We start from the raw sequence: 23244 nt of genomic DNA, 5'->3' as shown, positions 1-23244 counted from the left end.
TCACGATCAGGAGACGCTCATGGGCAAATCCGCCTCACCGGTACGGCTGCAATCGGAGTTGATGGATGCCGCCAAGACCTACGGCGAGTTACTTCACCGCAGCGCGGCGGAGCAGATAGAGCAATGGGCCGATCTGGGCCGGACCCTGGCACCACGGCTCAGTCCGCAGGACATCCTGGAAATCACGGCGGGTATCGCCACTCTGCGCGTGGAGCGGACGGTGTCCAAACCGGTGGCGTCAGAGACCGTGTTCAGCAATCTGGAAGCCCGCCGCGCCTCCGGCACCCTGGCCCGGCAGATATCCGCCAGTGCAGTGCGCTATCAGGCTTCGCGCCGCCATCCAGGCCGCCTGGAACAGATCAGCGCCTCCGGAGAGATCCGCGTGGGGCGATTCGTTGACGGCACTTTCATCGCCGAGAACTGAATCATGGCCTCGCACCCCCCATCGGAAAAGCAACTGTGGATTCTGGTGGGCGGCAACGGTGCCGGCAAAAGCACTTTCTACCGGGAAGCCCTGCAGAATGCCGGCCTACCGTTCGTCAATGCGGATGTGATCGCCCGGCAACGCTTTCCCCAGGCCCCGGAAGCGCATAGCTATCAGGCCGCCGCCCTGGCCCGGCAACTGCGCGATATGCTGATTCATCAGGGGCAAAGTTTTTGCTACGAAACGGTATTTTCACACCCTTCCAAAATCGACTTCATCGCCCAGGCCAAAGCCAGAGGTTATCAGGTGATCCTGGTTTTTATTCACCTGGACGATCCGCAACTCAATCAGGCCCGTGTCCATCAGCGCACCGAGGAAGGCGGACATCATGTGCCGGCCGATAAGATCCACGCTCGTTTGCCTCGCACGTTCAGGCATGTGCACCTGGCCCTGCCGCTTTGCGATCAAGCGCATCTAATCGATAACAGCAGCGCGGAAACACCGCTTCTGCGAGTGGGTTATGTGGAGGAAGGGCACTACATTCCTCTTACCGATATACAACCCGATTGGGTCGACACCTTGCTGTTCGGCCAGGAGGACGACTAGACCATGCGTATCCTGAAATGCCTTCCGTTGCTGTTGTTGTCCACCAGCCTACAGGCTGAAACGGTAACCCTGCAGGTGGAAAGCGCGGAGAAGAGAACGTCGCCTGATACAACCCGGGACGTGATTGATATCACGCTCGATCCGGAAAGCCGGCAAACCCTGGCCGATTTCACCCGTGACCGGGTGGGCCAACAAATCCATCTGTCCGTGGAGGGTTACTTGTTGACTTCACCTTTCTTGCAGAGTGTCATCGACACCGGCAGCCTGCGGCTGTCCGCCGGAGAAGAAGGATTCGACGGCAAAACCGCCGGCGAAATCGCCGAGACGCTGAATAAAGGTGGCGCTTTGACGCTCTCCGATGATCACTGATGATTATCGTGAAACCCTGGAGGCGTGTTGAAAACACCGAACCGGAGGCCCCATCCTGGGGCCGTCCGGCCGGGCCCGGCAGAGCCGGAAGGAAAAATGAAGAAAGCTATGAAAACCAAATCATGAAACCGACATGCGGGAACGCAATATCCCCGAATGTCGATTCAAACTATGGCGCAAATTTCCTCTGTTTTGCAAGCCATTATTCCCATACCTTTTAAATAGAAGAGCGAACCGCTCTCTTACCAATCAACCGCTTAATAAAGATTTTTTCCTTCCAAGTGCCTCTATGAGACGTCCTGCAAATACCCTGAGACGCCTCGCATAACGCCCTCTCTCTCCTTACCCCAATAATGTGCTCCGAATCGCATAACAGCCCGCCGGGGCCGCGCCGCTGTATTTTCAGCGCTTTGCAGGGGAATACCAATGAACCGCATTTACCGCACCCTTTTCAACCGCCGCACCGGGACATGGCAGGCTGTGCCCGAGTTCACCAAAAGGCAGGGCAGGGCTTCCGTCCCCCGGGCCGCTGCCTTGACGGCACTGTTGACCGCTCTGGGAATACTCCCCGGCGGGGCGGCCTGGGCAGATTCCTATCAATGGAACGGTTTAACAGAAGACTGGTTCGACCCCGACAACTGGATATGCTCGTCAGGCGGTTGTACTGGCGGTATCCCAGCGAGCGGCGATGACGTTAACATTTTTGGCGGAGATGATAGCGCCATCACGATCAACGGGCAGGCGGCGGAATCCGGCAGGCTGATCCTGTATAGCGGGCCTCTGATCATCCAAAACAGCGGCAGTCTCACCAGCTCCGGCAGCTATCACGCCATCGGTTGGAACATTAATCCTGCTACCCTGACCATCACTGGCACCGGTTCTGCCTGGGATGCGGAGGTCACCCATGAAGATTGGGGGGTCCTTATTAGCCGCAACTCCAGCAGCACCCTGATCCTCGCCGACGGCGGCGCTCTCAACGTCAGCGGTGTCGGCAATCGCATTATTCTGGGAGAGAGTGGAGGCCCATCCGCCCTCGGCACTCTGGTGATCGGCGCGGCCGCCGGCGACCCTGCTGCCGCGCCCGGCTTCGCTAACACCACCGAAATCGAAATGGGCCGGGTATCCTCGAACCCCGATGCCAATGCCTCCGGCCGGATCGTCTTCAACCACACCGACACCAGCGGCGGCTACGAATTTACCCCCGATATCACCGGCAACGGCGCCATCGAGCACCACGCCGGCACCACGGTGCTCACCGGCACCAGCAGCTTTACCGGCCTTACCCAGGTGGAGGGCGGCACTCTGCAGGTGAATGGAGGGCTTGCCAGTACCGTCACTGTCAACGGCGGCGGCGCCCTTAGCGGCGGCGGCAGTGTCGGCACCACCACCATTGACAGCGACGGCACGCTGGCACCGGGTGATGGCGGCATCGGCACTCTCACCGTGGACGGCGATCTCACCCTGGCGCAAGGCTCACTGCTGGACTTCGAGTTCGGCGCCCCAGGTGGGGATTTCAATACCTTGGGCCAAGGCGACAGCGTCACCGTCGACGGCGATCTGGCGCTCAACGGTACCACTTTGAACGTTACCGACACCGGCGACATGGGGCCCGGCCTGTACCGGTTATTCGACTACAGCGGCGCCCTGGCACAAAACAACGATGGCCTGGTATTGGAAAACAACGCCGAAGATCTTGCCGTGCAATACCTGACGGACGACGGCCAGATCAATCTGCTCAACACCGCCGGCATGGTATTGAACTTCTGGAACGCCAACGGCCTGGCCAACGAAAACCAGCTCGGTGGCGGCGATGGCTCCTGGTCCAATACGTCGGCGGTGTGGGCCGACGCCGACGGCACCGTCACCGGCGCCATGCAGCCGCAACCGGGCTTCGCCATTTTTGGCGGCGAGGCGGGCACGGTGGCGTTGGACGATACCGATGGCGGGATTCAGGCCACCGGCCTGCAGTTCGTCAGCGACGGCTATGTACTCGAAGGCGATGCACTGACTCTGGTGGCGGATGACGACCACCCGGCGCCAGTGGCGATCCGCGTCGGTGACGGCGGCGCCGGCAGCCGCGATTACACCGCCACCATTAACAGCGATATCACCGGCACCGACGGCCTGCGCAAAGCCGGCTCCGGCACCCTGGTGCTCGGCGGCGCCAATACCTACACCGGCGGCACCACCGTGGAGGCCGGCACCTTGATCGGCGATACCGGGTCCCTTCACGGTGATATCGCCAATGCCGGCACCGTGGTGTTCGAACAAGCCGGCGATGCCGCCTTCGCGGGCAACGTCACTGGCCTGGGGGAGGCTGATGGCACCATGATCAAACGCGGCGCCGGCGATCTGACTCTCAACGGTGTTTCCTCCCTGGATTGGTCGGTGGACGGCGGCGGCCTGATTACCTCCGCCGACCGATTCACCGGCGACATCGCCATCGGCAACGGCGCCTCCGTCACCTTCGAGGAGGCGAACGACGCCCACTATAGCGGCGCTCTCACCGGCCAGGGCCACCTGATCAAGGAGGGGGCCGGCACCCTTACCGTCACTGGCGAGCAGCAGATCGGTCGCCTCTATATCGGCCGGGGTTCCGGCACTCCTTGGGGCGAGCAAAAGGACGGCGGCACCCTGCTGCTAAGCGACGGCGCGCGGCTCACCGGCAGCTATCTGCACCTGGGCGGCGTCAATGGCCGGGGCGTGCTGGCACTGACCGGCGAGACTACCCATGCCACCTTCAGCAACAACGTGCTGATCGGCGACAACAACAGCGATGCCGAATTACGCATCAGTGACGGCGCCGTTCTGGAAAACGGCAACGGCTACCTCGGCCGCTCCCCGAACTCCCAGGCCATCGCCATTATCCAGGACCAGGGGTCCCTGTGGCGCAACACCGGCACCCTGTATGTGGGGGGCTCCGGGCAGTCCGGCGAAGGGGAATTGCGGGTCGAGAATGGCGGGCGCGTTGAAAGCGGCACCGCACGGATCGGCTATGGCGCGGGCGCCGCCGGTAACGTCACCGTCACCGGCTCGACAAGCCATTGGGAGACGCAAGGCGAAATCGAGGTGGGATACGCGGGCAACGGCACGCTGGTGATCGATGACGGCGCCACCGTGACGTCCCATGTCGACACGAGTTGGATGACGGGGCAGATCGCTCGGTACTATGACTCCGCCGGGGCGGTTTCCCTCCGCAATGGCGGTTCGTGGGTAAATGACGGCGCGGTGATCGTCGGCGGTTATGACGGGGCGGATGGGCATCTGACGCTTTCCAGCGGCGGGCGGTTGCAAACAGGCGTCACCTCCTCGGATTGGGACTTCGTGCGCCTGGCGGATTCAACGGAGTCCTCCGGTACGTTGAATATCGGCGCGGCCGCAACCGAACAGGCCGTGAGCGCCGGCACGCTGGAAAGCGCGCGTGTCGAGTTCGGCGACGGGATCGCGACACTCAATTTCAACCATAACGAAGACAATTATGTGTTTGCCGCCGCGCTCGCCAGCACGGGGTCCGGCGCTCACGGCATCAATCACTATGCCGGCACCACGATGCTGACTGGTGACAGCTCGGGGTTCACCGGCATTACTCAAATCAATGGTGGCACCCTCAAGGTCAACGACATCCTGGGCGGCACGGTCACTGTCAACGACGGCGCCGCCCTCGGTGGTGACGGCACGGTGGGTAGCACCACCGTAGCCAGCGGCGGCACGCTGGCACCGGGCAACAGCCTCGGCCACCTCACCGTGGACGGCGACCTCACCCTGGCGCAAGGCTCACTGCTGGACTTCGAGTTCGGCACCCCGGGGGGGGATTTCAATACCTTGGGCCAAAGCGACAGCGTCACCGTCACCGTCAATGGTGATCTGGCCCTCAACGGCAGCACGCTTAACATCGTCGACGACGGCGACTTTGGCGTGGGCCTGTACCGGCTGTTCGATTACAGCGGCACTCTGACACAAAACAATGGCGGCCTGTTGCTGGCCGATGAGCCACAGGGGATGAGCCTGCAGTTCCTCGACGATCAGGGCCACATCAATCTGCTCAACACCGCTGGCATGACCCTGAACCTCTGGAACGGTGACGGCCAGGGTGGCGGCGATGGTGTGTGGTCCAACGACAGCGCCAGTTGGACCGACGCCGACGGCACCCTCACCGCACCCATGCAGCCACAACCCGGCTTCGCGATTTTCGGTGGTAACGCGGGCACCGTCACACTGGATGACACCGACGGCGGGATTCAGGCCACCGGCCTGCAATTCGCCGGCAACGGCTATGTGTTGCAAGGCGACGCGTTGAGTCTGGTGGACGGCGACGGTGAAATCCGCGTCGGCGATGGCAGCGGCGACAGCACGGATTACACCGCCACCATCAACAACGTTATCGCCGGCCAGGACGGCCTGAACAAAACCGGTGCCGGCACCCTGGTGCTCACCGGTGACAACAGCTACACCGGCGGCACCACCCTGAATGGCGGCGTGCTCTCGGTGGCCGGCGACAGCCATCTCGGTGATGCCAACAGCGGGCTGACGTTCAACGGCGGCGTGTTGCGCGTCACCGATCCCGGTTTTCTTTCCCTCTCGACCCAGCGCTCGATCACCTGGGGCGAGCAGGGCGGTGGTTTTGATATCGCCGAGGGCTTGCAGCAATTTATCGTCAACCAGGATCTGAACGGCACCGGTGATCTGATCAAACGGGGCGAGGGCATTCTGCATCTGCGCGGCGACAACAACTATGGCAACACCTTCGTCGAGGCGGGCCGCCTGTTCGGCAGTGCCACCTCGATCAGCGGCCATCTGACCAACGCCGGCAACGTGGTGTTCGAACAGGACAGCGACGGCACTTTCGCCGGCGACATCAGCGGCTTCGACGGTACCGACGGCACCCTGATCAAAAACGGCGAGGGCGCACTCACGCTAACCGGCACTTCGACCCTGGACTGGTCCGTTCATGACGGGGAACTGGTGACCGCCGCCGAGCGCTTCACCGGCGATCTCGCTCTGCTGGCCGACGGCCACGCCACCTTCGACCAGCAGCAGGACGGCGAGTACCTGGGACAGCTCTCGGGTACCGGCACCCTGCGTAAAACCGGCAGCGGTGATTTGCAACTGAGCGGTGGCAACAGCGGCTTCGGTGGCACCACGCAGGTAGCGGCGGGCCGATTGAGCGTCAGCGGTCGCCTGGGCGGCGAGGTTCTGGTGGACGACGGCGGCACCCTCGGTGGCGACGGTATCGTCGGCGACACCACCGTGGCCAGCGGCGGCACGCTGGCGCCGGGCAACAGTGTCGGCACCCTCACCGTGGACGGCGACCTGGTGTTCGAGGCCGGTTCGGCCTATGACGTGGAAGTCAGTCCGGACAATACCGACAGCGATCTTGTCCACGTCACCGGTAGCGCCACCCTGGCTGGCTCGGTGCTGCATGTGGGCAACGACGGCGACTATCAGCCCTTCACCGAGTACACGATTTTAAGCGCCGATGGGGGGATCCTCGGCCAGTTCGAAGCGGTCCGATCCCGCTTCGCTTTTCTTGATGCCGGTCTGGACTACGGGGACAACGATGTCCTGCTGGAACTGACCCGCAATGACATCACCTTTGACAGCGTCGCCCTGACCCGCAACCAGCGCGCCGTGGCCGGTGCCGTGGAAACCCTGGCGCCGGATCACGCGGTGTACCAGGACATCGTCACCCTGGAGCACGACACCGCCCCCGCCGCCTTCGACCGCTACAGCGGCGACTCCCTGGTGGCCGGGCTGGGCGCCACCGACCGGCTGATCGGCCAGTTCGGTGAACGTCTGCGTCAGCGCGACCGGGCGCAAGAGGCCGCCGGTGATCAGCGCACCCTGGCCGGCACTGCGGACAATGGCCTGTGGCTGCAAACCGGCGCCCTGGACAGCGAGGAAGAACGCAACGGCTACACCGGTAATGCCGGCTACGAACTGAAAGGGGAGCATCTGACCCTGGGGCTGGACCGGACGCTGGAAAAGAGCCGTGCCGGACTGGCCGTGGGCCGGGCCCAGGGGCGTCTGGGCTTCGACCGGCGCCGGGCCGACGGCGATCTGGACGGCTGGTTCGTGGGCGCCTATGGCCGCCGCGATCTGACCGACACTCTCTACGTGCGCGCGGATCTGAGCTACGGCGAAACCGACCACGATCACAAACGCCGCTTCGAGAACGGCACCCGGGCCCGTTCCTCCAGCACCATTGAGACCTCCCGGCTGGCCTTGGAAAGCGGCTTTGAGCTAACCGCCGGCGCTCAACGGGTCCGCCCTTATGCTCAGGTGGCCTGGACCCGGTTGAAGCGGGACGGCTTCCATGAAGACGGTGCCGGTGCGGCGAACCTGGAGGTGACGGACACCACGCTGGAGAGGGGCGAGGCGGAGATCGGTGTGGATATGGGACGCACCTTCCAGGCCGGCGCACGTCGGGCCCGGGTGCACGCCGGACTGGCCGGGATCCAGCCGTTCGGCGATACCCAGAGCGAACAGGACGCCCGATTCGTCGACGCTGGCGAAGCCTTCACCGTGTACGGGGCGGATCGTGACGACCCGCGCTTGCAAGCTCGCCTGGGCGCCGCCGTGCAACTGAGCCCGCGCATCCACCTGACCCTGGATTATCAGGGCCGGGTGGATGATCAAGGGAACGAGCATCTGGGCCAGGCGGGGATCTCCGTGCGCTGGTGAAGAGATCCAGGTCATACCGCCTTCTTCAAATCAATATTGTTGACGTGTAAATGTCGTCGTGCAAACATCCTTTCCTTCACAGGAAAGGGCATTAACCATGACGCAGGACTCTCAAACATCTCCGACTTCCAGTCTGAACGTATTGCAGCAACTGGTCAAGCATCGCAGCCACGGCTCTTCCATTGGGAGGACCATGGGCATGATCGCGGTGGCGGCCGAACGGGGGCGTATTCAGATTGAAGCGCGGCCGGATGACAGACATCTCAACCCATTGGGCATGGTACATGGCGGCTTCGCGGCCACCTGTCTGGATGGCGCGGCGGCACTGGCCCTGTTTTCCACCCTGGACGCCACCGACCAATACTCCACGGTGGATCTGGCGATAAAATATGTGCGCCCCCTGCAACCCGAGGCGGCGTACAACGTGGAGGGCTGGCTGGTGGAACGTACCCGCAGTCTGGCGATCTGCGATGCGGATATCCGTGACAAGGGTGGCAAGCTTTACGCCCGGGCCACGGCGACGCTGATGATCAAGGCCGAAAGCGTCAGTTGAGACGCTCGGCCAGTGAACGCATCACCTCATACCAGGCCTCTTTACCTTCGCCGGACACCTTCTCCAGTGCCGTGCCTATGGCGGTATGTTCATGCGCCGTGGCCTGTTGCTCGATCTCCGCACCGCTGCGGGTCAGCGACAGGCATTTATAACGATGGCGTTCGGGATCACGGGTGTGCAACACATGGCCCCGACTGGCAAGCAGCGTCAGCGGCCGGTGCAACGCCTGCTTGCTGATGCCCAGGGTGGCGGCCAACTCGCCCACGGTAATCTTTTCGGCACGGGCAATCACATACAACACCCTGTGATGCACACGCGAAAGACCCAGGGTGGCAAGATAGCGATCCGCCTCCACGGTCAGGCCACGAAAGCCGAAATGCAGCAGTTCCAGCGCCACATCCAGTTCGTGCAGCGACTTCATGCTACTGGAGGCGGTGTTGATTTTCCGGTCGATAACCATAAACGGCTTCCAAAACAGATGCCGTGAATACTACCGGCGAACAACCGGCGTAAGTCAAGCAGCGTCCACGGCGGCGACATTGGCACCTATCCACACTCCTATGCGATCATCACGCTCATTGTCCGCTGCAACGAGAAGGAGCTCCCATGTCCGATCCAGGCCAGGCGCTGGTCGCGCTTATGTATGCGCTGCCCCTGCTTATACCCGCTATCATCGGTGTCGTTCTCGGCGCCATCAACATGCAGCGGGCGCGAAAAGCGGCGGTTCTGGTCATCATCGCCAGTGTCTTGCTGTTCCTGGAAGGGGGATACAACGTTGTTTCTCAGCTCTTCATCATGCCTCTGATAAGCGGTGCCGAGTCCTGGGAGGTGTTCGGAGCCATCAATGGCGGCGTGTACGCCATCCTCACGCTGTCCGCCACCATCTTGTTGATCTCCGCCGCTTTCGTCGGCCGTGAAAAAAGCCAGACAGCCGCTGCCTATCAAGACGCCGACGCGGGGCTTTCCCACGTTCCGCCCCAACTGGCCCAGGCACCGAATCATCGCGGTGCGCTTGTGCTGACGCTCGGCCTGATCTCCTTGCTGGTGTTCCAGCCTCTGGGTATCGCCCCCTGGGTGATCGGCGTGCAGGATCTGCGGGCCATGCGCGAAGGCCGTATGGACCCGGAAGGCCGTAGCACCACCCTGGCGGGCATGGTCCTGGGCATCATCGCCATCGTGCTTTTCGTGCTCGGTTTGATCGCGATAGGATTCTTCATCGCCGCTCTGGCCAACACCAATTGGAGCTATTGAGCGGGCCCGTTAACGCGGGCGCCGCCACGGCGCCCCGTTAATATTGCATTGAAACCTGGATTTTATTGTTTTCAGGAGAAGGAACTCCATGCCATCCGGTTCAGATCTGTCGATTCTCACCGCTCTCAATCTCCTGCAACTGCTGATCCCTTTCCTGGTCGGGGTCTCGCTGAGCGCAAAACACATGCGGCCTTATCGCGTGCCCGCCCTTCTGGTTCTCATCGCCAGCGTTCTGATGCTCCTGGATATGGGCTACGGCGCTCTTGGCCCGGCACTGTCGTTTTTCAGACTCCCGTCGATCACCGGCGTTTTTATCAACAACAGTATCCATAGCGTGCTCGGCGCCTGTACCGTTCTGTTGCTGATGTCCGCCGTTTTCGTCAGCCGTGGCCACCCGCCAGTAACCGGCACTCTGGAGGCGGACCGGACATCCCCGGTATCCGCTCATCGGGGCGCTCTGACAGTGACGCTTGGTCTGGTTTCCTTGCTGCTTCCACCAGTGGGCGTCTTCGCCTGGATCCTTGGCGCCCGGGATCTGCGCGCCATGCGCGAAGGCCGCATGGCAACAACGGGGAGGGACAGTACCCTGGTTGGCATGATCCTCGGCATCATCGTCAGTACCGTCTTCGTTCTGGCTCTGCTCACGGCGGGTTGTTTCATTCTCGGTATTTCGAGCTCAACCATGCTCTCCGTGCCATCCGGCTTGCGGACCCTGGTTCAGTTTGGTGTCGGTATCACTTTCGCGGTGCTGCTGTTGTGGCGTAACCGCAAAGCCGCGCTGCTCATGTTCATCGCCAGCATTCTGGTGCTCTTGCCGGTGGCTTACGGCTTCATCATCAGCCTTTGGTTGCCGCCCGGAGGCCCGGTGCCGGATCTGGCCCTGATCAGCGGCAGCGTCTTGGGCGTGCTTACCCTTTCCCTGTTGCTTCTTCTGATCGGCGCGGCCTTTGCCGGACGCCGACACCCTTCTCCAGGCTCAGCCGAGGAGGAGATCCCGCGGCCCACCCACCATCACGGCTCACCGGTACTCGCCCTGGGCCTGGTTTCATTGCTGGCAATCCAGCCATTGGGAATCGCGCCCTGGGTGCTCGGCGTCCAGGACCTGCGTGCCATGCGCGAAGGCCGCCTGGATCCGGCAGGCCGCACCGCCACTCTCGCCGGCACGGTAATGGGCGTCATCGCCGTTCTGTTGTTCCTGTTGGCGCTGGCCGTGCTGGCTTTCACCGTTACGCACTTCGTCGAGCATTATCGACCTTTTCACTGATCCGGTGGCAACAGGAGCGTTACCTTGAGAAGAGTCGTTTCCATTCATACCCACGGGAACGTTGATGGCGGCCATCTGGAACCTGCCCGATCCGGAGCTTACCGATGCTGAGTTTATTGCATGCTCTGCTGAGCGCGGGGCCGACATTCTTGCCGGCGATCATGGCGTTGATTGCCAGCGGCCTGTATTTTCGCCGTTTTCGCAAACCCGCCTTGTTGATGATCGCGGCCGCCTTGTTGCTCTGGCTGAATGCCCTTTATTCCCTGTCGGTGGACCTGGCGCTGGGTGCCGGTCTGATCGGCTCTCGTGATCCCAACCTGGAATTATTCATACTCGTCGACGGCGCCATAACTCAGAGCCTGACCATGGGGGGTTACGCCTTGTTGATCTGCGCGGCGTTCGTTGGCCGAGCCGCGTCACGCACATGCGGGAGGCAGCCTCGTGAAGCACAAGCAAAAGAACTGGTTTTGATGGGCAGCATTGCCTTGTTGCTGTTTCAGCCTCTGGGCATTGTTGCCTGGATGGTAGGGGCTCAGGACTTACGTGCCATGCGCGTCCACGGCGCGGATCAAAGCAGCCGCGGTACCACCACGCTTGGCATGGTTCTGGGCATCGTCTCGGTTTCCCTGTTCGGATTGACGCTGATCGCGGCCGGTCTCACCGTTCGGTTTGTCATGGTGGCGGGATAACGACGTACCTCCCTATCGGTATTCCACCTCGAAAGTCACCGCACCAGTGACCAGACCGGGGGTCACGCTTTCCCCGGTCACCGGAACCAGCCCGACCTTGAACTGATAAGTTTCGGTGGTCTCAACCGCCGCACGGGTACCAAACGGCGCAGTGATTTCGGTGGCGCCGTCCAACACTACTGGAGAGTCGTTGGCGCGCTGGCGAATCTGAAACGCCACGCCACCGGCCACACCCGGCAGTCCGGCATCCGCCGGCAACAGGTCCGTGGTGCTGCCCGAAACCAACTGCCCCGAAGAGGGCAGGAATGTCATGCGAATCAGCGAACTGGCAAACGTATTGGTGCTGGTGGATAATGACCGGGGTACCACGCAGTTGTTCAGACGAATGTCAAAATCCGTACTTCCCGCAAAGCCGCCGGTGGTGATATCGACGGTGCCCACCGTCGGTAAATTGACCACCTGATTGACATCCAGGAGGTCGCAACTGGCGCGGTCAAATACATAGTTCAGGCCCGCATTCACATCCACATAGATCGATCCCAGAAGGCCTTGGGTAACGGTCAAGCGTCCCAGGGAGCTGGAAACCGACTGTGTGGTACCAATGAGGCTGTTGATGCCACTGATTACCAGCACCGTATAGGTGCGGAATGTGACCGAGGCTCCAATCTGTAATCCAATCAGGCTGAGGTCACATAACCCGCCGGTGAGGCCGCAGTAGACATTGTCCCCACCGCTGATGATCTGAAAAAAATTCTGAATGTAGATCCCACCGGTGACCTGAAAGCGGCGGGCACTGACGCCGCTGAACCCCGCGGGCAAACCCGCCGCCGCCGGGGCGGTACTGCTCCCGCCATTGCCGAAGCTGCTGTTTATGGTACTGGATACGGAAGGTAACAGCCCCAGGCTGGTACAACCGGTATAGGTGGAATCCTGCTGGATGACCAGGACATGTTGACCCGCGTCGTCCTGAGGCACGCGCACGGAAAGGCTATCCCTTTGGAAGGTGACCGTCTGCGTATAAGGCCCACCATTGCAAAACCCGATTGCGCTGGCCGATTCCGGCAACAGCACCAGACACATCATGAACCCCATGGCCCATTGAAAGGCTCTCACCGGGTCACCTCGAGCGCTGGGCCATCATGATGACCACCATAATCACTGATATAACGGTAGCGAACCTGGAATGGGGGTGTAATCGCGGAGGGCAACGACACTGACCCCACATCGCCGGGCAATATCATGACCGGGCTTTTCAGCTGCCATTCCTGCTCGCCCTTTCTAACCACCACTTCGAGAAAGGAGATGGAGAATGGGCTGCTATTCGATAGAGACAACCGCCCTCCTTTAAAAGTGGCGGTGAGTTTTCTGGCCGCCTCTCTCGAGTCCGCATCCTGCAAACTCTCTGGGCGATAGAACAGTTTGATCCGTATCCTCTGGGCAAACTGAACAACATTTTTCCCTTTCGCCTGAGGCGGGATTTCTTGAACGTTAAGCCAGAACACACTTTCTTTCTCTTCCGGTAACGTGCCCTCCGCACGAAAAAAACGCAGCAATTGTTCCTTTCCACTCTCCAATCGGAACAGAGGCGGGGTTACCGCGAAAAACGAGAGGGGGGCTCCTCCGTCTTTCGTGCCAACGGGGAGAGGGTCCAGCCAGACCTGACCGGCATAAGCCACCGATGAGGTGTTAGTCACCACCAGGCTGACATCCCGATCGCCCTCATTGAAAACGATCCGGGTACTTCCCAGTACGAAGGCGGCATGGGTGGGTGAGGCAAACACCCACATCAGAACAGCCACTATTCCGCTGCGCGCCACCATACTCATAGTTCTCTCCTTTGCACTATTAGCGTTCGCACTGCTTCGAAATCGTCTCCACGGCTCTGTTCGTTGCCGCCCCCAGTCGTTCCCGAGTAATCTCGAATCGGCAAACACCTTCATCCGTGTGTATATGGAACAGGCTTTTATCCGTCGACTTCACGGTGATCATCGCCCGGCTGTTCTCTGCCACCATGCCGACAACATCCGACTGTTCATTCAAAACTTCAGCACCCAACGGCAAGCCGTGGCCGCCGGGCCATTCCAAAGCGACAAGGAACCGCTTAACACGGTACGCCGGGAATGCCACTCTGGCGATCGCCCCTCGTTCCGGCACCACTGATCGGGACCGGCCTGGCACCTCCACATCGTAATCCAATGATTCCATACCAACCCGCAAGCGATTGGGCCGATACGGCTGGGCATAGGGCAACAACGCATATCCCTTGGAGTTAGTCCGCACTGGCGCCGCGCCGCCGGCAAAGCTGGCCCCCGCTATTTCGGACACATGAGCCAACAGCGCGGTTTCACCAACACCCCGCCCGAATGTCAGCCCACCTTGATGAACAATCGCCGAACCCTGTGCCTGCAAGTATTGTCTTCGGCTGTCGCCATCGAAGGCCGCTCCAGCGGACAGTCCAATACGGTCACCGGCATAAGCCAGCTGCGCGTTGCCGTTGTTTCTGTTCGGTTCCTCCTGGTGCCCGGCCCGAATACCGTAGGACCATTCAGGGTGCTCGTTCAGGACTCCGCTGGTGCCAACGCCGTGATCGGCATTGCCTTCCTCATCAACGGTCAGCCGGTAATCGACGTAGCCACGACTGGCCGGGGTATCCATTGGCAAGCTCAAGGACAGCATATACAGACGTTCGCGATCCATACCTTGGTAACGACTGTCTGTGACCGTCAATCCGAAGCTCAGGGATCCGACATTTCCGTTATATCCCAGAGAAAGCAGACTTTGACGATCACTATCATGCCAATAGCTTTCCCGGCTGGCGGAAACATAGGCCGACCCGTATCGCCCCAGGCTTTGAGATACCGTTGCTTCCATTCGCTGTTTTCTGCCCGGCGCCGAAATGGCGCCAGGATCCCGCATCAAAACCGCCTCATTGAAAGTACGAAAACGCTCCGAGGAATAACGGTAACCGAGTAACTGAAAGTTGGTTCCCGTCCCTAATCCCTTGGCATACAGCAGACGGTAACTTTGCCCATGCCAGGTGCTCTCGTCCCATGCGCGGGTCCGCGCGTGGGTAATATCAGCGGATACACTACCCAGCCGTCCCAGGTTCAAACCCGCCCCGAGCAGACTATTGTAATAGTCCTCGCTGATCGTGAATGAACCATAGGCGGTTATATTTCCCGGCAGGCCATGGCTTAGCTCGGTTTGTACAAAGCCGAGATCGTCGCCACTATTGCTACGGTAACGGCCCGCCACCAGGCTGTACTCCCAGAACCCTTCACGCACCAGATTCGGCACCAGGCTATAGGGCTGAATGAACCGGCGTATCTCGCCATCCTGTTCCTGAATTTCGACTTCCAGATCACCGTTGCTCAAGGACGGCAAATCATCGATGGAAAAGGCGCCCGGCGGGACATAGGTGCTATAGATCACGAAACCATTCTGACGCACCACGACCCGCGCATTACCGCGCGCGATGCCACGAATCACCGGAGAGAAGCCTTGTTGGGAAACCGGCAACATAGCAGTATCGGAACGCAACTGAATACCGGTATAGGGAAGACTTTCGTTGATACGACTTCGAGTAAAGCTCTCGCCTAGCGTCAGCTCTCCCCGTATTCCGGGTAAGGCACGATAGGCGTACATTTCCCGATCCTCCCACTGACCCTGTTCGCGCGAATCGCGACGATAAACATGGCTGCTGCGCAGGTGCCAGCCTCGCCAATCCACCCCCAAGCGGAAATCTCCGTATTGATCGCGGTAGCGCCCCCCACCGGCCTCCTCGTTCCAGGCGTTATTAATGGTGTAATCCAGACGTAGCGCGGTGATACCCCGATCCCACTCATCCGGGTCGATGTAATCACCGGCACGACGCCGCAGAGCCGCCTGCGGAATGCTGACTTCAAGCACCAGCCGATCCGGATGGAAGCGGGCCTCGGCCTGTTCCAGAAAATCGAGCAGATCGCAGCCACCATATTCCGGCGGCAGGCCCCGGGCTGACAGATAAGCCGGATTAATATCAAGCCACTCCGCGCTCTGAGCGGAAAAGCACGGCGTCAGATCGGAAGATCTCTCCGATTCGTTGAAGGTAACCGGCATCCGCCCCACGGGGTGGCCATTTACCAGCACATCAACCTGGTATTCACCGGCGGGCAGCTCCCGATCACGAGCCAGAGACTGAAGACCAACAGCGGATTGCCCGCCTTGCAGAGACAGAAAGTGGGGGTTGAAGGCGAGCGTACTCTCGTCCAACCCCGGCTCCGGTGTCCGATCCAAGTCTTCGGCCCGTACCATGGTCGTCGCGCCGACAAGCAGTACCGCACCCATCAGGCACGCGCCTACCCACCCACTCCTTGGGGTCATAGCGCACCAGATCAGTCAAGCAATGGGACAGGGAAATCACAATTCCCCTTCCGGTTCGGTATTTAGTTGAACACCACCGAATAGTTGGCCACGGCGCGAACGTGACCCGCCGTCACGGTAGCCGTGTCCGTTGCCCCATAGGCAGCGTTGAACTGAAGTTCACCGGATGATGCATCAACAATACTTACCGAAGCGCCATTGATCTGCACGGGTGTGGTGCCATCCTGCTCCAGCAATATCACGCCGACGGAGGTAGCGGGGTCCGCGGCGATATTTTCGAGAATGTTGTGTCCGGCGTAGGCCTGCCCGGTCCATAGAACCGTGGCTCCAAGACCAGTGAGGTCACAGGTTGCACTGCCAGCATCGGTGGCGACCAGGGAGAAGGCCGCTGGTGAGTAAGGTGTGTCCGCCGCGACGAAGTCGGCGGTGGCTATCGGATCCAGTGTTACGGTGTTGTCGGCTTGCAGAACACCATTCTGCGCCACATCCACCGTACAAGTGGTATCCGTAACTACCCCGTTGAAGAACACCTCACCGGTATTGGCGAAGGCGGAAGTGGAAAGCGTGGCGGCTAGCACCACGATCAGGTTGGAAGTGCGCATCGTTCAGTTCCCTCTAACAGTCCTATTTGGAATAATCGCACTGTTGTGATGGGCATCACAAAACAATACCCATTTCCAAGCTAGCACAGTGCATGTCGGAGGGAACCTAATCACGGAATATTTTACATTTCCCTGATAGACGGATAAATATCAGCTCCATTGCCCCATTTTAGAAGTTTATATCAATACATTGATTTATATTAATTTCTCTATTCATTATTTCTGGTAAGTAGCGCACGGTAAATGAGCGCCCCCGAAGCTCCGCCCACCATTGGCGCCACCCAGAACAGCCAGAGTTGCGCGGTGGCCCAGTCTCCGACGTATAGCGCCACACCGGTACTGCGTGCCGGGTTCACCGAGGTGTTGGTGACCGGGATGCTGATCAGATGGATCAGGGTCAATCCCAAGCCGATGGCGATGGGGGCGAAGCCTTGGGGCGCACGCCCATCGGTGGCACCCATGATAATAATCAGGAACATCATGGTCATGACCACTTCGGTCAGGGCCGCGGCCATTAACGAATAACCGCCGGGAGAATGCTCACCATAACCATTGGAGGCGAAACCAGCGCTCACATCGAAGCCCGCCTTACCGGTGGCGATCAGGTAAAGCACGCCGCCGGCGATGACCGCGCCGATCACCTGAGCCAGAATATAGGGGATCACTTGCCCGCCGGGGAAACGCCCCCCCACCCACAACCCCACCGATACCGCGGGATTCAGATGGCAGCCGGAGATATGACCAATGGCATAGGCCATGGTGAGCACGGTCAGGCCAAAGGCCAGCGCCACACCGGCGAAACCGATTCCGGTTTCCGGGAAGGTGGCGGCCAGTACCGCGCTGCCGCAGCCACCGAGAACGAGCCAGAAAGTCCCAAAACATTCCGCTATATATTTGTTCATCGTGCAGTCCTTTGTATGAGGGGATTGCGTTTATATACATAAGGACCACTCACGATGACCAGCGTTATCTCCGTTGAATAACGCTTTGGTGTCATTCTTTTACGAACACTCGCTATTTATTCACCAAAGCCAACCCGTCCATCCGCATGCCAGCGGCCTTCGTTGACTTACATTGCTTACATGATATGATAATCGTTTTCATTCGTAATTAGACCTTTTTCTGGCCTTTACAGAGAACGCGTCACCTGTATTCCGTTTTTCGAGGTAAGGGAGAATCCCCCCATGCATCATCGACTGCTCTGGCCGGTATCGGCCATCGGGCTGGCATTGGTATGCCCGGCGTATGGCGCCGAACAAACCCAGGATCATGTTCTCGAACCGGTGGTCGTCAGTGCGTCCCGAACCGGCGCCACTGAACACGACACGCCGGAGGTGATCCGGGTCATCAAGAAAGAGGAAATCGAAGAGCAGCGCCAGATCACCTCGGACTCCTCTCAGATCCTGAGTAATCTGTTGCCCTCCTTTTCTCCCAGCCGTCAGAAAATGAGCGGCAGCGGCGAGACCCTGCGTGGCCGGACGCCACTGGTGATGATCGACGGCATTCCCCAGTCCAACCCGCTGCGGCCCACCGGGCGGGAAATGCACACCATCGACTTCGCCATGGTGGAACGTATCGAGGTGATCCAGGGCGCCAACGCCACCAACGGTCTGGGCGCCACCGGCGGGGTCATCAACCTGATCACCAAAAGACCCGAACCGGGCTCCCTGAATCAAAACATCGACGTACAGGTCACCACGCCCACCTCTGAATTGAAGTCAGAGACGCTGAGCTACAAGACTCATTACGGGGTGAGCGGCAACGCCGGGAACGTCGACTATCTCTTCTCGCTCGGTTACGAGGAGCAGGGCATGTTCCTGGACGGCGACAATCATTTGATCGGTGTGGACAACACCCAGGGCGATCTGATGAATTCACGCAGTTATGACGCCATGGGGAAACTGGCCTACTGGTTGGATGACAATCAGCGTTTGCAGTTGAGTGTGAACCGGTATCGGATCAAGGGACTGAACGAGTACGTCAGTGTTAGCGGCAAGCGGGACAAAGGTGTGCCCACTACCTCCACTCCAGGCACCCCTGAAGGCGACGCACCTTACAACGAAGTCTGGACCACCGGCCTGAGCTACGATCACTACAATCTGGCGGGTATGCAGCTCAACGCTTTGGCGTTCTATCAGGATTACGAGTCTCTGTTTGGCGCTACTGATTCCAATTCTTTCCAGGACCCGGCCATCGTCCCGGCGCCTGGCAGGCTCTACGATCAGACCATGGCGGAAACCACCAAGTATGGCACCAAGGTTTCCCTGACCAAGGACGGCCTCTGGAATGGCCGGCTCAAACTCACCGGCGGCTTCGACACACTGTTTGATAACACCGAGCAGTATCTCTGGCAGACCAATCGCACCTATGTGCCGGAAGTGGAATACACCAATCTCTCGCCCTTCATTCAGATCGAACTGAAACCCATCGACTCCCTGACGATCTCCGCCGGCGCCCGCTATGAATACGCTGAACTGAACATCGACAGCTATACCACGGTAGCGGCCCGAAACAGCGTTCATGTGGAAGGCGGCGACCCCAGTTTCAACGAGACCCTGTACAACGTGGGCCTGGTCTGGGCGCCGCAAGACAACTGGAACCTGTTCGCCAACTATTCCGAAGGCTTCTCCATTCCTGATGTGGGTCGAGCCTTGCGCGGTATCGAGGAAGAAGGCCAGTCCGTGGATGATTTCGATAATCTGCGCCCCATCGTCACCGACAACATCGAAGGCGGTGTCCGCTATACGGACGGTCCGTTCAGCGCCGAGGTAAGCTACTACGTCTCGTCTTCGGACTACGGCAGCCGCGTCGAACGTGAAAACGATGCTTTTGTGATGCGGCGGGAGAAAACAAAGATCGATGGCATCGAAGGAACCCTGGGCTACCAGTTCACACCGAAGCACAGTGGCAAACTGGCCTACTCCCACATGCGTGGACGCTATGACAGCAACGACGATGGTACTCTGGATGCACGGCTGAATGGCCTGAATGTGGCACCGGATCGCCTGATCACCAGCTGGTCGGCGCGCTGGTCCTCCAAGTTGAGCTCATTCGTGCAAGCCAACTACGCTTTCGATAAGAACTTCGATAAAAGCGTGAAGGGCGATGACATGGACTTCGACGGCTATCTGCTGGTGGATGCTGCCATTGGCTACCAGTTGCCCAAAGGGCAACTCAGCGTGGCGCTTTCCAATCTCCTGAACAAGCAGTACGTCACCTATTACTCACAAAGCGCCCTGGCCAATAACGACCGTTATTTCACCGGCAGAGGACGCACCTTGACGGTGGGCTATCGTCTGAACTTCTAATGCTTCCCGGGTGGACGTAAATCCACCTTCTGCACATTCGCATCCGTCGCCTGTGGTTCCGCGTCCAGATCACGCACCAGACCGCAGGCGACGCATTCCATCCATTGCCTGTCATCATCGATAACACGTTGGATCTTGTCCATCTTTCCGCATTCCGGACAGGTGGCACCGGCGATAAATTGACGTTTCATAATCTTACTCGTTGAACAATTTCCAGATTCCGAGGCCATATCATGGCCACCACACACTGACATGCCCACATCTGATTCGCTGCCAAGGCAGCTTCCCACAGAGAGAGCTACGAAGCCGCTGTAGGAGCTTGCCCTGCAAGCGAAGGCGCTGCGTTCCAAGAATTCGCCTGCAAGGCAAGCTCCTACAGTGACCTTGTAGCAACCTCTGAATTCAAGTCTCCGAGGCCGGCGAATACAAGCGCACCAGCGTATTGTGGACCGCGATCTCTCCCTGACTAGACGTCGATACCACTATGCCGCAACAACGGCTCCACGCTCGGCTCCCGGCCACGGAACGCCTTGAACAGTTCCATCGGCTCCCGGCTGCCACCCAGGGCAAGGATGTTGTCACGGAAAGCGCGGCCGGTGTCCTCATTGAACGTGCCTTCCTCCTCGAACCGCGAGTACGCGTCGCTGGAAAGCACTTCCGCCCATTTGTAGCTGTAGTAACCCGCGGCGTAGCCACCGGCGAAAATGTGTGAGAAACCGTTCTGGAAGCGATTGAACGCCGGAGGTTTGATCACCGCCACCTCGTCACGGACCTCATCCAGCACTTTCTGAATACTCAGCTCCGGCGTGTACTCCGCGTGCAGGCGCATGTCGAACAGGGAGAACTCCAGCTGTCGCATCATGCCCATGGCGCTTTGGAAATTTTTCGCCGCCAGCATCTTGTCCAGCATCGCTTTGGGCAGCGGTTCGCCGGTTTCATAGTGACCGGAGATCATCGCCAGCCCTTCTTCGGTCCAGCACCAGTTTTCCAGGAACTGGCTGGGCAGCTCCACCGCGTCCCAGGCAACACCGTTGATGCCGGAAATCCCGGACACTTCCTGCTCGGTCAGCATATGGTGCAGGCCATGACCGAACTCATGGAACAGCGTCACCACCTCATCGTGGGTCAGCAGGCCCGGCTTGCCCCCGGCCGGCGGCGCGAAATTACAGGTCAGATAGGCGACCGGGGTTTGCAGGGACCCGTCCAGCCGGCGGCGGCGAATACGGGCATCATCCATCCAGGCGCCGCCACGCTTGCCGGTGCGCGCGTACATGTCCAGGTAGAAGGCGGCGCGGACACCGCCGTCATCGTCCACCAACTCGAAGAAACGGACATCCGCATGCCAGGTGTCCACGTCATCACGCTGACGGAAGCGGATACCAAACAGTTTGCCGACCACGGCGAACATGCCATCGATGACTTTTTCCGCCGGGAACCAGGGGCGAAGTGCCTCGTCGGAAAGATCGTAACGGGCTTCACGCAGACGCTCGCTCCAGAATCCAATGTCCCAGGGCTGCAGATCCGTGGCGCCCTGTTCCGCGGCGAAGTCCTGTAATTCCTGCAGTTCCTTCTCTGCCTGCGGTTTGGCTTTGAGCGCCAGATCATGAAGGAAGTGCATCACCTCATCGACGCTGCGCGCCATCTTGGTGGCCAGCGATTTTTCCGCATAGCTCCCGAACCCGAGCAGTTTGGCCTGGGCATCACGCAACGCCAGAATCTCGCCCATGACGGGTCCATTGTCGAAACGGCCGGCGTCCGGTCCTTGATCAGAGGCCCGAGAGGTGAAGGCGCGATACATTTCCTCGCGCAGGGCACGATTACGGGCATGGCTCATGACCGCCAGATAGACCGGGAAATCCAGCGTCAACAGCCAGCCGTCCAGTCCCTCGGCCCTGGCGCGATCGGCGGTGCCAGCCAGCGCGGTTTCCGGCAGGCCGTCCAGTTCCTGCTCATCGGTAACGTGTTTTTTCCAGTTCTGGGTGGCGTCCAGAAGCTGGTTTTCATACTGTGTGGTCAGTTCGGAGAGGCGTTTGGCGTTCTCCATGTAACGGCGCTTGTCTTCTTCCCCGAGGGCGACGCCGGACAAACGGAAATCACGCAGGGTATTATCAATATCCTTACGCTGGGCTTCATTGAGAGTGGCGAATTCGGCGCTGTCGTGGAGCGCCTGATAGGCCGCGAACAAGGCACTGTTCTGTCCCACTTCGGTGCCGTATTCGCTGAGCAGCGGCAGGCAGGCGTTGTAAGCTTCCCGCAGCGCCTCGTTCTGGGCCACCGCGTTAAGATGCCCGACCGGGCCAAAGGCCTTGCCAAGGCGGTCGTCCTCTTCATCAAGCGCGGCCACCAGCGCCTGGTAACCCACGTCACCGGCTTTCAGCACCGTTTCGATACGCTGGCGGCCATCCGCGATCAGCTGCTCCACCGCCGGTTTTACGTGCTCGGGACGGATCTCGGAGAAGGGGGGCAGATCCGGGTAGTCGATCAACGGGTTGTGACTCATGGGGCCTCTCGTTATAAACGGAATTCACCTGATTGGGAGAAAGAGATGGGGATTCGTCGCTTCGAAGACAAGGTACCGCAACTGGGCGAACGGGTATATGTGGATGCCGCCGCCACCGTGATCGGTGACGTGGCCCTGGGCGAGGACTGTTCAATCTGGCCGGGGGCGGTGGTCCGCGGCGATATGCATCGTATCCGCATTGGCGCCCGCACCAGCGTCCAGGACAACGCCGTGCTGCACATTACCCACGCCTCCCGTTTCAACCCGGACGGCTTTCCGCTGAGCATCGGCGAGGATGTCACTCTTGGCCACCAGGCCATGCTGCACGGTTGCACCGTGGGCAACCGGGTGATGGTGGGCATGCAGGCGATGATCATGGACGGCGCGGTGGTGGAAGACGACGTGATGATCGCCGCCGGCACCCTGGTCAGCCCCGGCAAACGTCTGGAAAGCGGTTGGCTGTACCGGGGCAGCCCGGCCAAACCGGCGCGCCGGCTGACCGAGGAGGAGCTGGCGTTCCTGCCCTATGTGGCGGGCAATTACGTGAAGCTGAAGGATCAGTATCTGGCGCAGGAATAAATTCGCCGGAGAGGAATCGCGGACCGGACTACGCAGCCGCCGTAGGAGCCAGCCCT

18 protein-coding genes are annotated in these 23244 nt (G+C 60.0%); 10 read left to right on the top strand and 8 right to left on the bottom strand.

What is annotated here, in order from left to right; all coding sequences use genetic code 11:
- Positions 1 to 19: 19 nt before the first annotated feature.
- From B5T_RS00705 to B5T_RS00685, 5 genes are all read left to right on the top strand, one after another.
- Complete coding sequence (locus B5T_RS00705) at positions 20 to 424, top strand: TA system antitoxin ParD family protein (RefSeq protein ID WP_014992511.1); 405 nt, start codon at positions 20 to 22, stop codon at positions 422 to 424.
- A 3-nt stretch (positions 425 to 427) separates the two neighbouring features.
- On the top strand, positions 428 to 1030 hold the full coding sequence (locus tag B5T_RS00700) for a zeta toxin family protein (RefSeq protein ID WP_014992510.1): 603 nt from the start codon (positions 428 to 430) through the stop codon (positions 1028 to 1030).
- A gap of 3 nt (positions 1031 to 1033) precedes the next feature.
- Positions 1034 to 1399, top strand: a complete 366-nt coding sequence (locus tag B5T_RS00695) for a SecDF P1 head subdomain-containing protein (RefSeq protein WP_014992509.1) — start codon at positions 1034 to 1036, stop codon at positions 1397 to 1399.
- Positions 1400 to 1825: 426 nt separating this feature from the next.
- On the top strand, positions 1826 to 8080 hold the full coding sequence (locus tag B5T_RS22125) for an autotransporter domain-containing protein (RefSeq protein ID WP_014992508.1): 6255 nt from the start codon (positions 1826 to 1828) through the stop codon (positions 8078 to 8080).
- A gap of 97 nt (positions 8081 to 8177) precedes the next feature.
- A complete protein-coding gene (locus B5T_RS00685; protein WP_014992507.1) occupies positions 8178 to 8633 on the top strand; it encodes a PaaI family thioesterase in 456 nt (151 codons plus the stop codon).
- Here B5T_RS00685 and B5T_RS00680 read toward each other — a convergent pair.
- The gene (locus tag B5T_RS00680) at positions 8626 to 9093 is read right to left on the bottom strand and encodes a MarR family winged helix-turn-helix transcriptional regulator (protein ID WP_014992506.1); all 468 of its coding nucleotides are present in this window, start codon (positions 9091 to 9093) and stop codon (positions 8626 to 8628) included. The two genes, B5T_RS00685 and B5T_RS00680, sit on opposite strands and share 8 nt — an antisense overlap.
- Before the next feature lie 146 nt (positions 9094 to 9239).
- On the opposite strand from B5T_RS00680, the gene B5T_RS00675 reads away from it, so the two are divergent.
- The 3 genes from B5T_RS00675 (at position 9240) to B5T_RS00665 (ending at position 11837) form a co-directional block, all read left to right on the top strand.
- Positions 9240 to 9884, top strand: a complete 645-nt coding sequence (locus tag B5T_RS00675; RefSeq protein ID WP_014992505.1) for a hypothetical protein — start codon at positions 9240 to 9242, stop codon at positions 9882 to 9884.
- 88 nt (positions 9885 to 9972) lie between these two features.
- Positions 9973 to 11148, top strand: a complete 1176-nt coding sequence (locus tag B5T_RS00670) for a hypothetical protein (RefSeq protein ID WP_014992504.1) — start codon at positions 9973 to 9975, stop codon at positions 11146 to 11148.
- A gap of 104 nt (positions 11149 to 11252) precedes the next feature.
- A complete protein-coding gene (locus B5T_RS00665; protein WP_014992503.1) occupies positions 11253 to 11837 on the top strand; it encodes a hypothetical protein in 585 nt (194 codons plus the stop codon).
- Between the two features lie 12 nt (positions 11838 to 11849).
- Here B5T_RS00665 and B5T_RS00660 read toward each other — a convergent pair whose 3' ends face one another.
- The 5 genes from B5T_RS00660 to aqpZ all read right to left on the bottom strand — a co-directional run bounded on the left by B5T_RS00660 (position 11850) and on the right by aqpZ (position 17703).
- Entirely contained in the window at positions 11850 to 12920 is a 1071-nt protein-coding gene (locus B5T_RS00660) for a fimbrial protein (RefSeq protein ID WP_229682970.1), read from the bottom strand.
- Between the two features lie 26 nt (positions 12921 to 12946).
- Entirely contained in the window at positions 12947 to 13663 is a 717-nt protein-coding gene (locus B5T_RS00655) for a fimbrial biogenesis chaperone (RefSeq protein WP_014992501.1), read from the bottom strand.
- Between the two features lie 19 nt (positions 13664 to 13682).
- Positions 13683 to 16088, bottom strand: coding sequence for a fimbria/pilus outer membrane usher protein (locus B5T_RS00650; protein WP_167321193.1), 2406 nt, complete (start codon positions 16086 to 16088; stop codon positions 13683 to 13685).
- Positions 16089 to 16261: 173 nt separating this feature from the next.
- Positions 16262 to 16801, bottom strand: coding sequence for a fimbrial protein (locus tag B5T_RS00645; RefSeq protein WP_014992499.1), 540 nt, complete (start codon positions 16799 to 16801; stop codon positions 16262 to 16264).
- A gap of 209 nt (positions 16802 to 17010) precedes the next feature.
- Positions 17011 to 17703 carry an aquaporin Z gene (aqpZ, locus tag B5T_RS00640; protein WP_014992498.1) on the bottom strand — a complete coding sequence of 231 codons (693 nt, stop codon included), beginning with the start codon at positions 17701 to 17703 and terminating at the stop codon, positions 17011 to 17013.
- Positions 17704 to 17985: 282 nt separating this feature from the next.
- Between aqpZ and B5T_RS00635 the strand changes: the two genes are divergently transcribed.
- Entirely contained in the window at positions 17986 to 20109 is a 2124-nt protein-coding gene (locus B5T_RS00635) for a TonB-dependent receptor (RefSeq protein ID WP_014992497.1), read from the top strand.
- Here B5T_RS00635 and B5T_RS00630 read toward each other — a convergent pair.
- Both B5T_RS00630 and prlC read right to left on the bottom strand, forming a co-directional pair.
- Positions 20106 to 20300 (bottom strand): YheV family putative metal-binding protein, encoded by a 195-nt coding sequence (locus B5T_RS00630; RefSeq protein ID WP_014992496.1) that lies wholly within the window; start codon positions 20298 to 20300, stop codon positions 20106 to 20108. The genes B5T_RS00635 and B5T_RS00630 overlap by 4 nt on opposite strands.
- A 275-nt stretch (positions 20301 to 20575) precedes the next feature.
- Complete coding sequence (gene prlC / locus B5T_RS00625) at positions 20576 to 22609, bottom strand: oligopeptidase A (RefSeq protein WP_014992495.1); 2034 nt, start codon at positions 22607 to 22609, stop codon at positions 20576 to 20578.
- Between the two features lie 45 nt (positions 22610 to 22654).
- Here prlC and B5T_RS00620 point away from each other — a divergent pair, with 45 nt between their 5' ends.
- Positions 22655 to 23188 (top strand): gamma carbonic anhydrase family protein, encoded by a 534-nt coding sequence (locus B5T_RS00620; RefSeq protein ID WP_014992494.1) that lies wholly within the window; start codon positions 22655 to 22657, stop codon positions 23186 to 23188.
- Positions 23189 to 23244 lie beyond the last annotated feature (56 nt).

Origin of the sequence: Alloalcanivorax dieselolei B5, assembly GCF_000300005.1 — a bacterium.
Lineage (GTDB): Bacteria > Pseudomonadota > Gammaproteobacteria > Pseudomonadales > Alcanivoracaceae > Alloalcanivorax > Alloalcanivorax dieselolei.
This window is presented reverse-complemented; position numbering and strand designations above follow the sequence as displayed.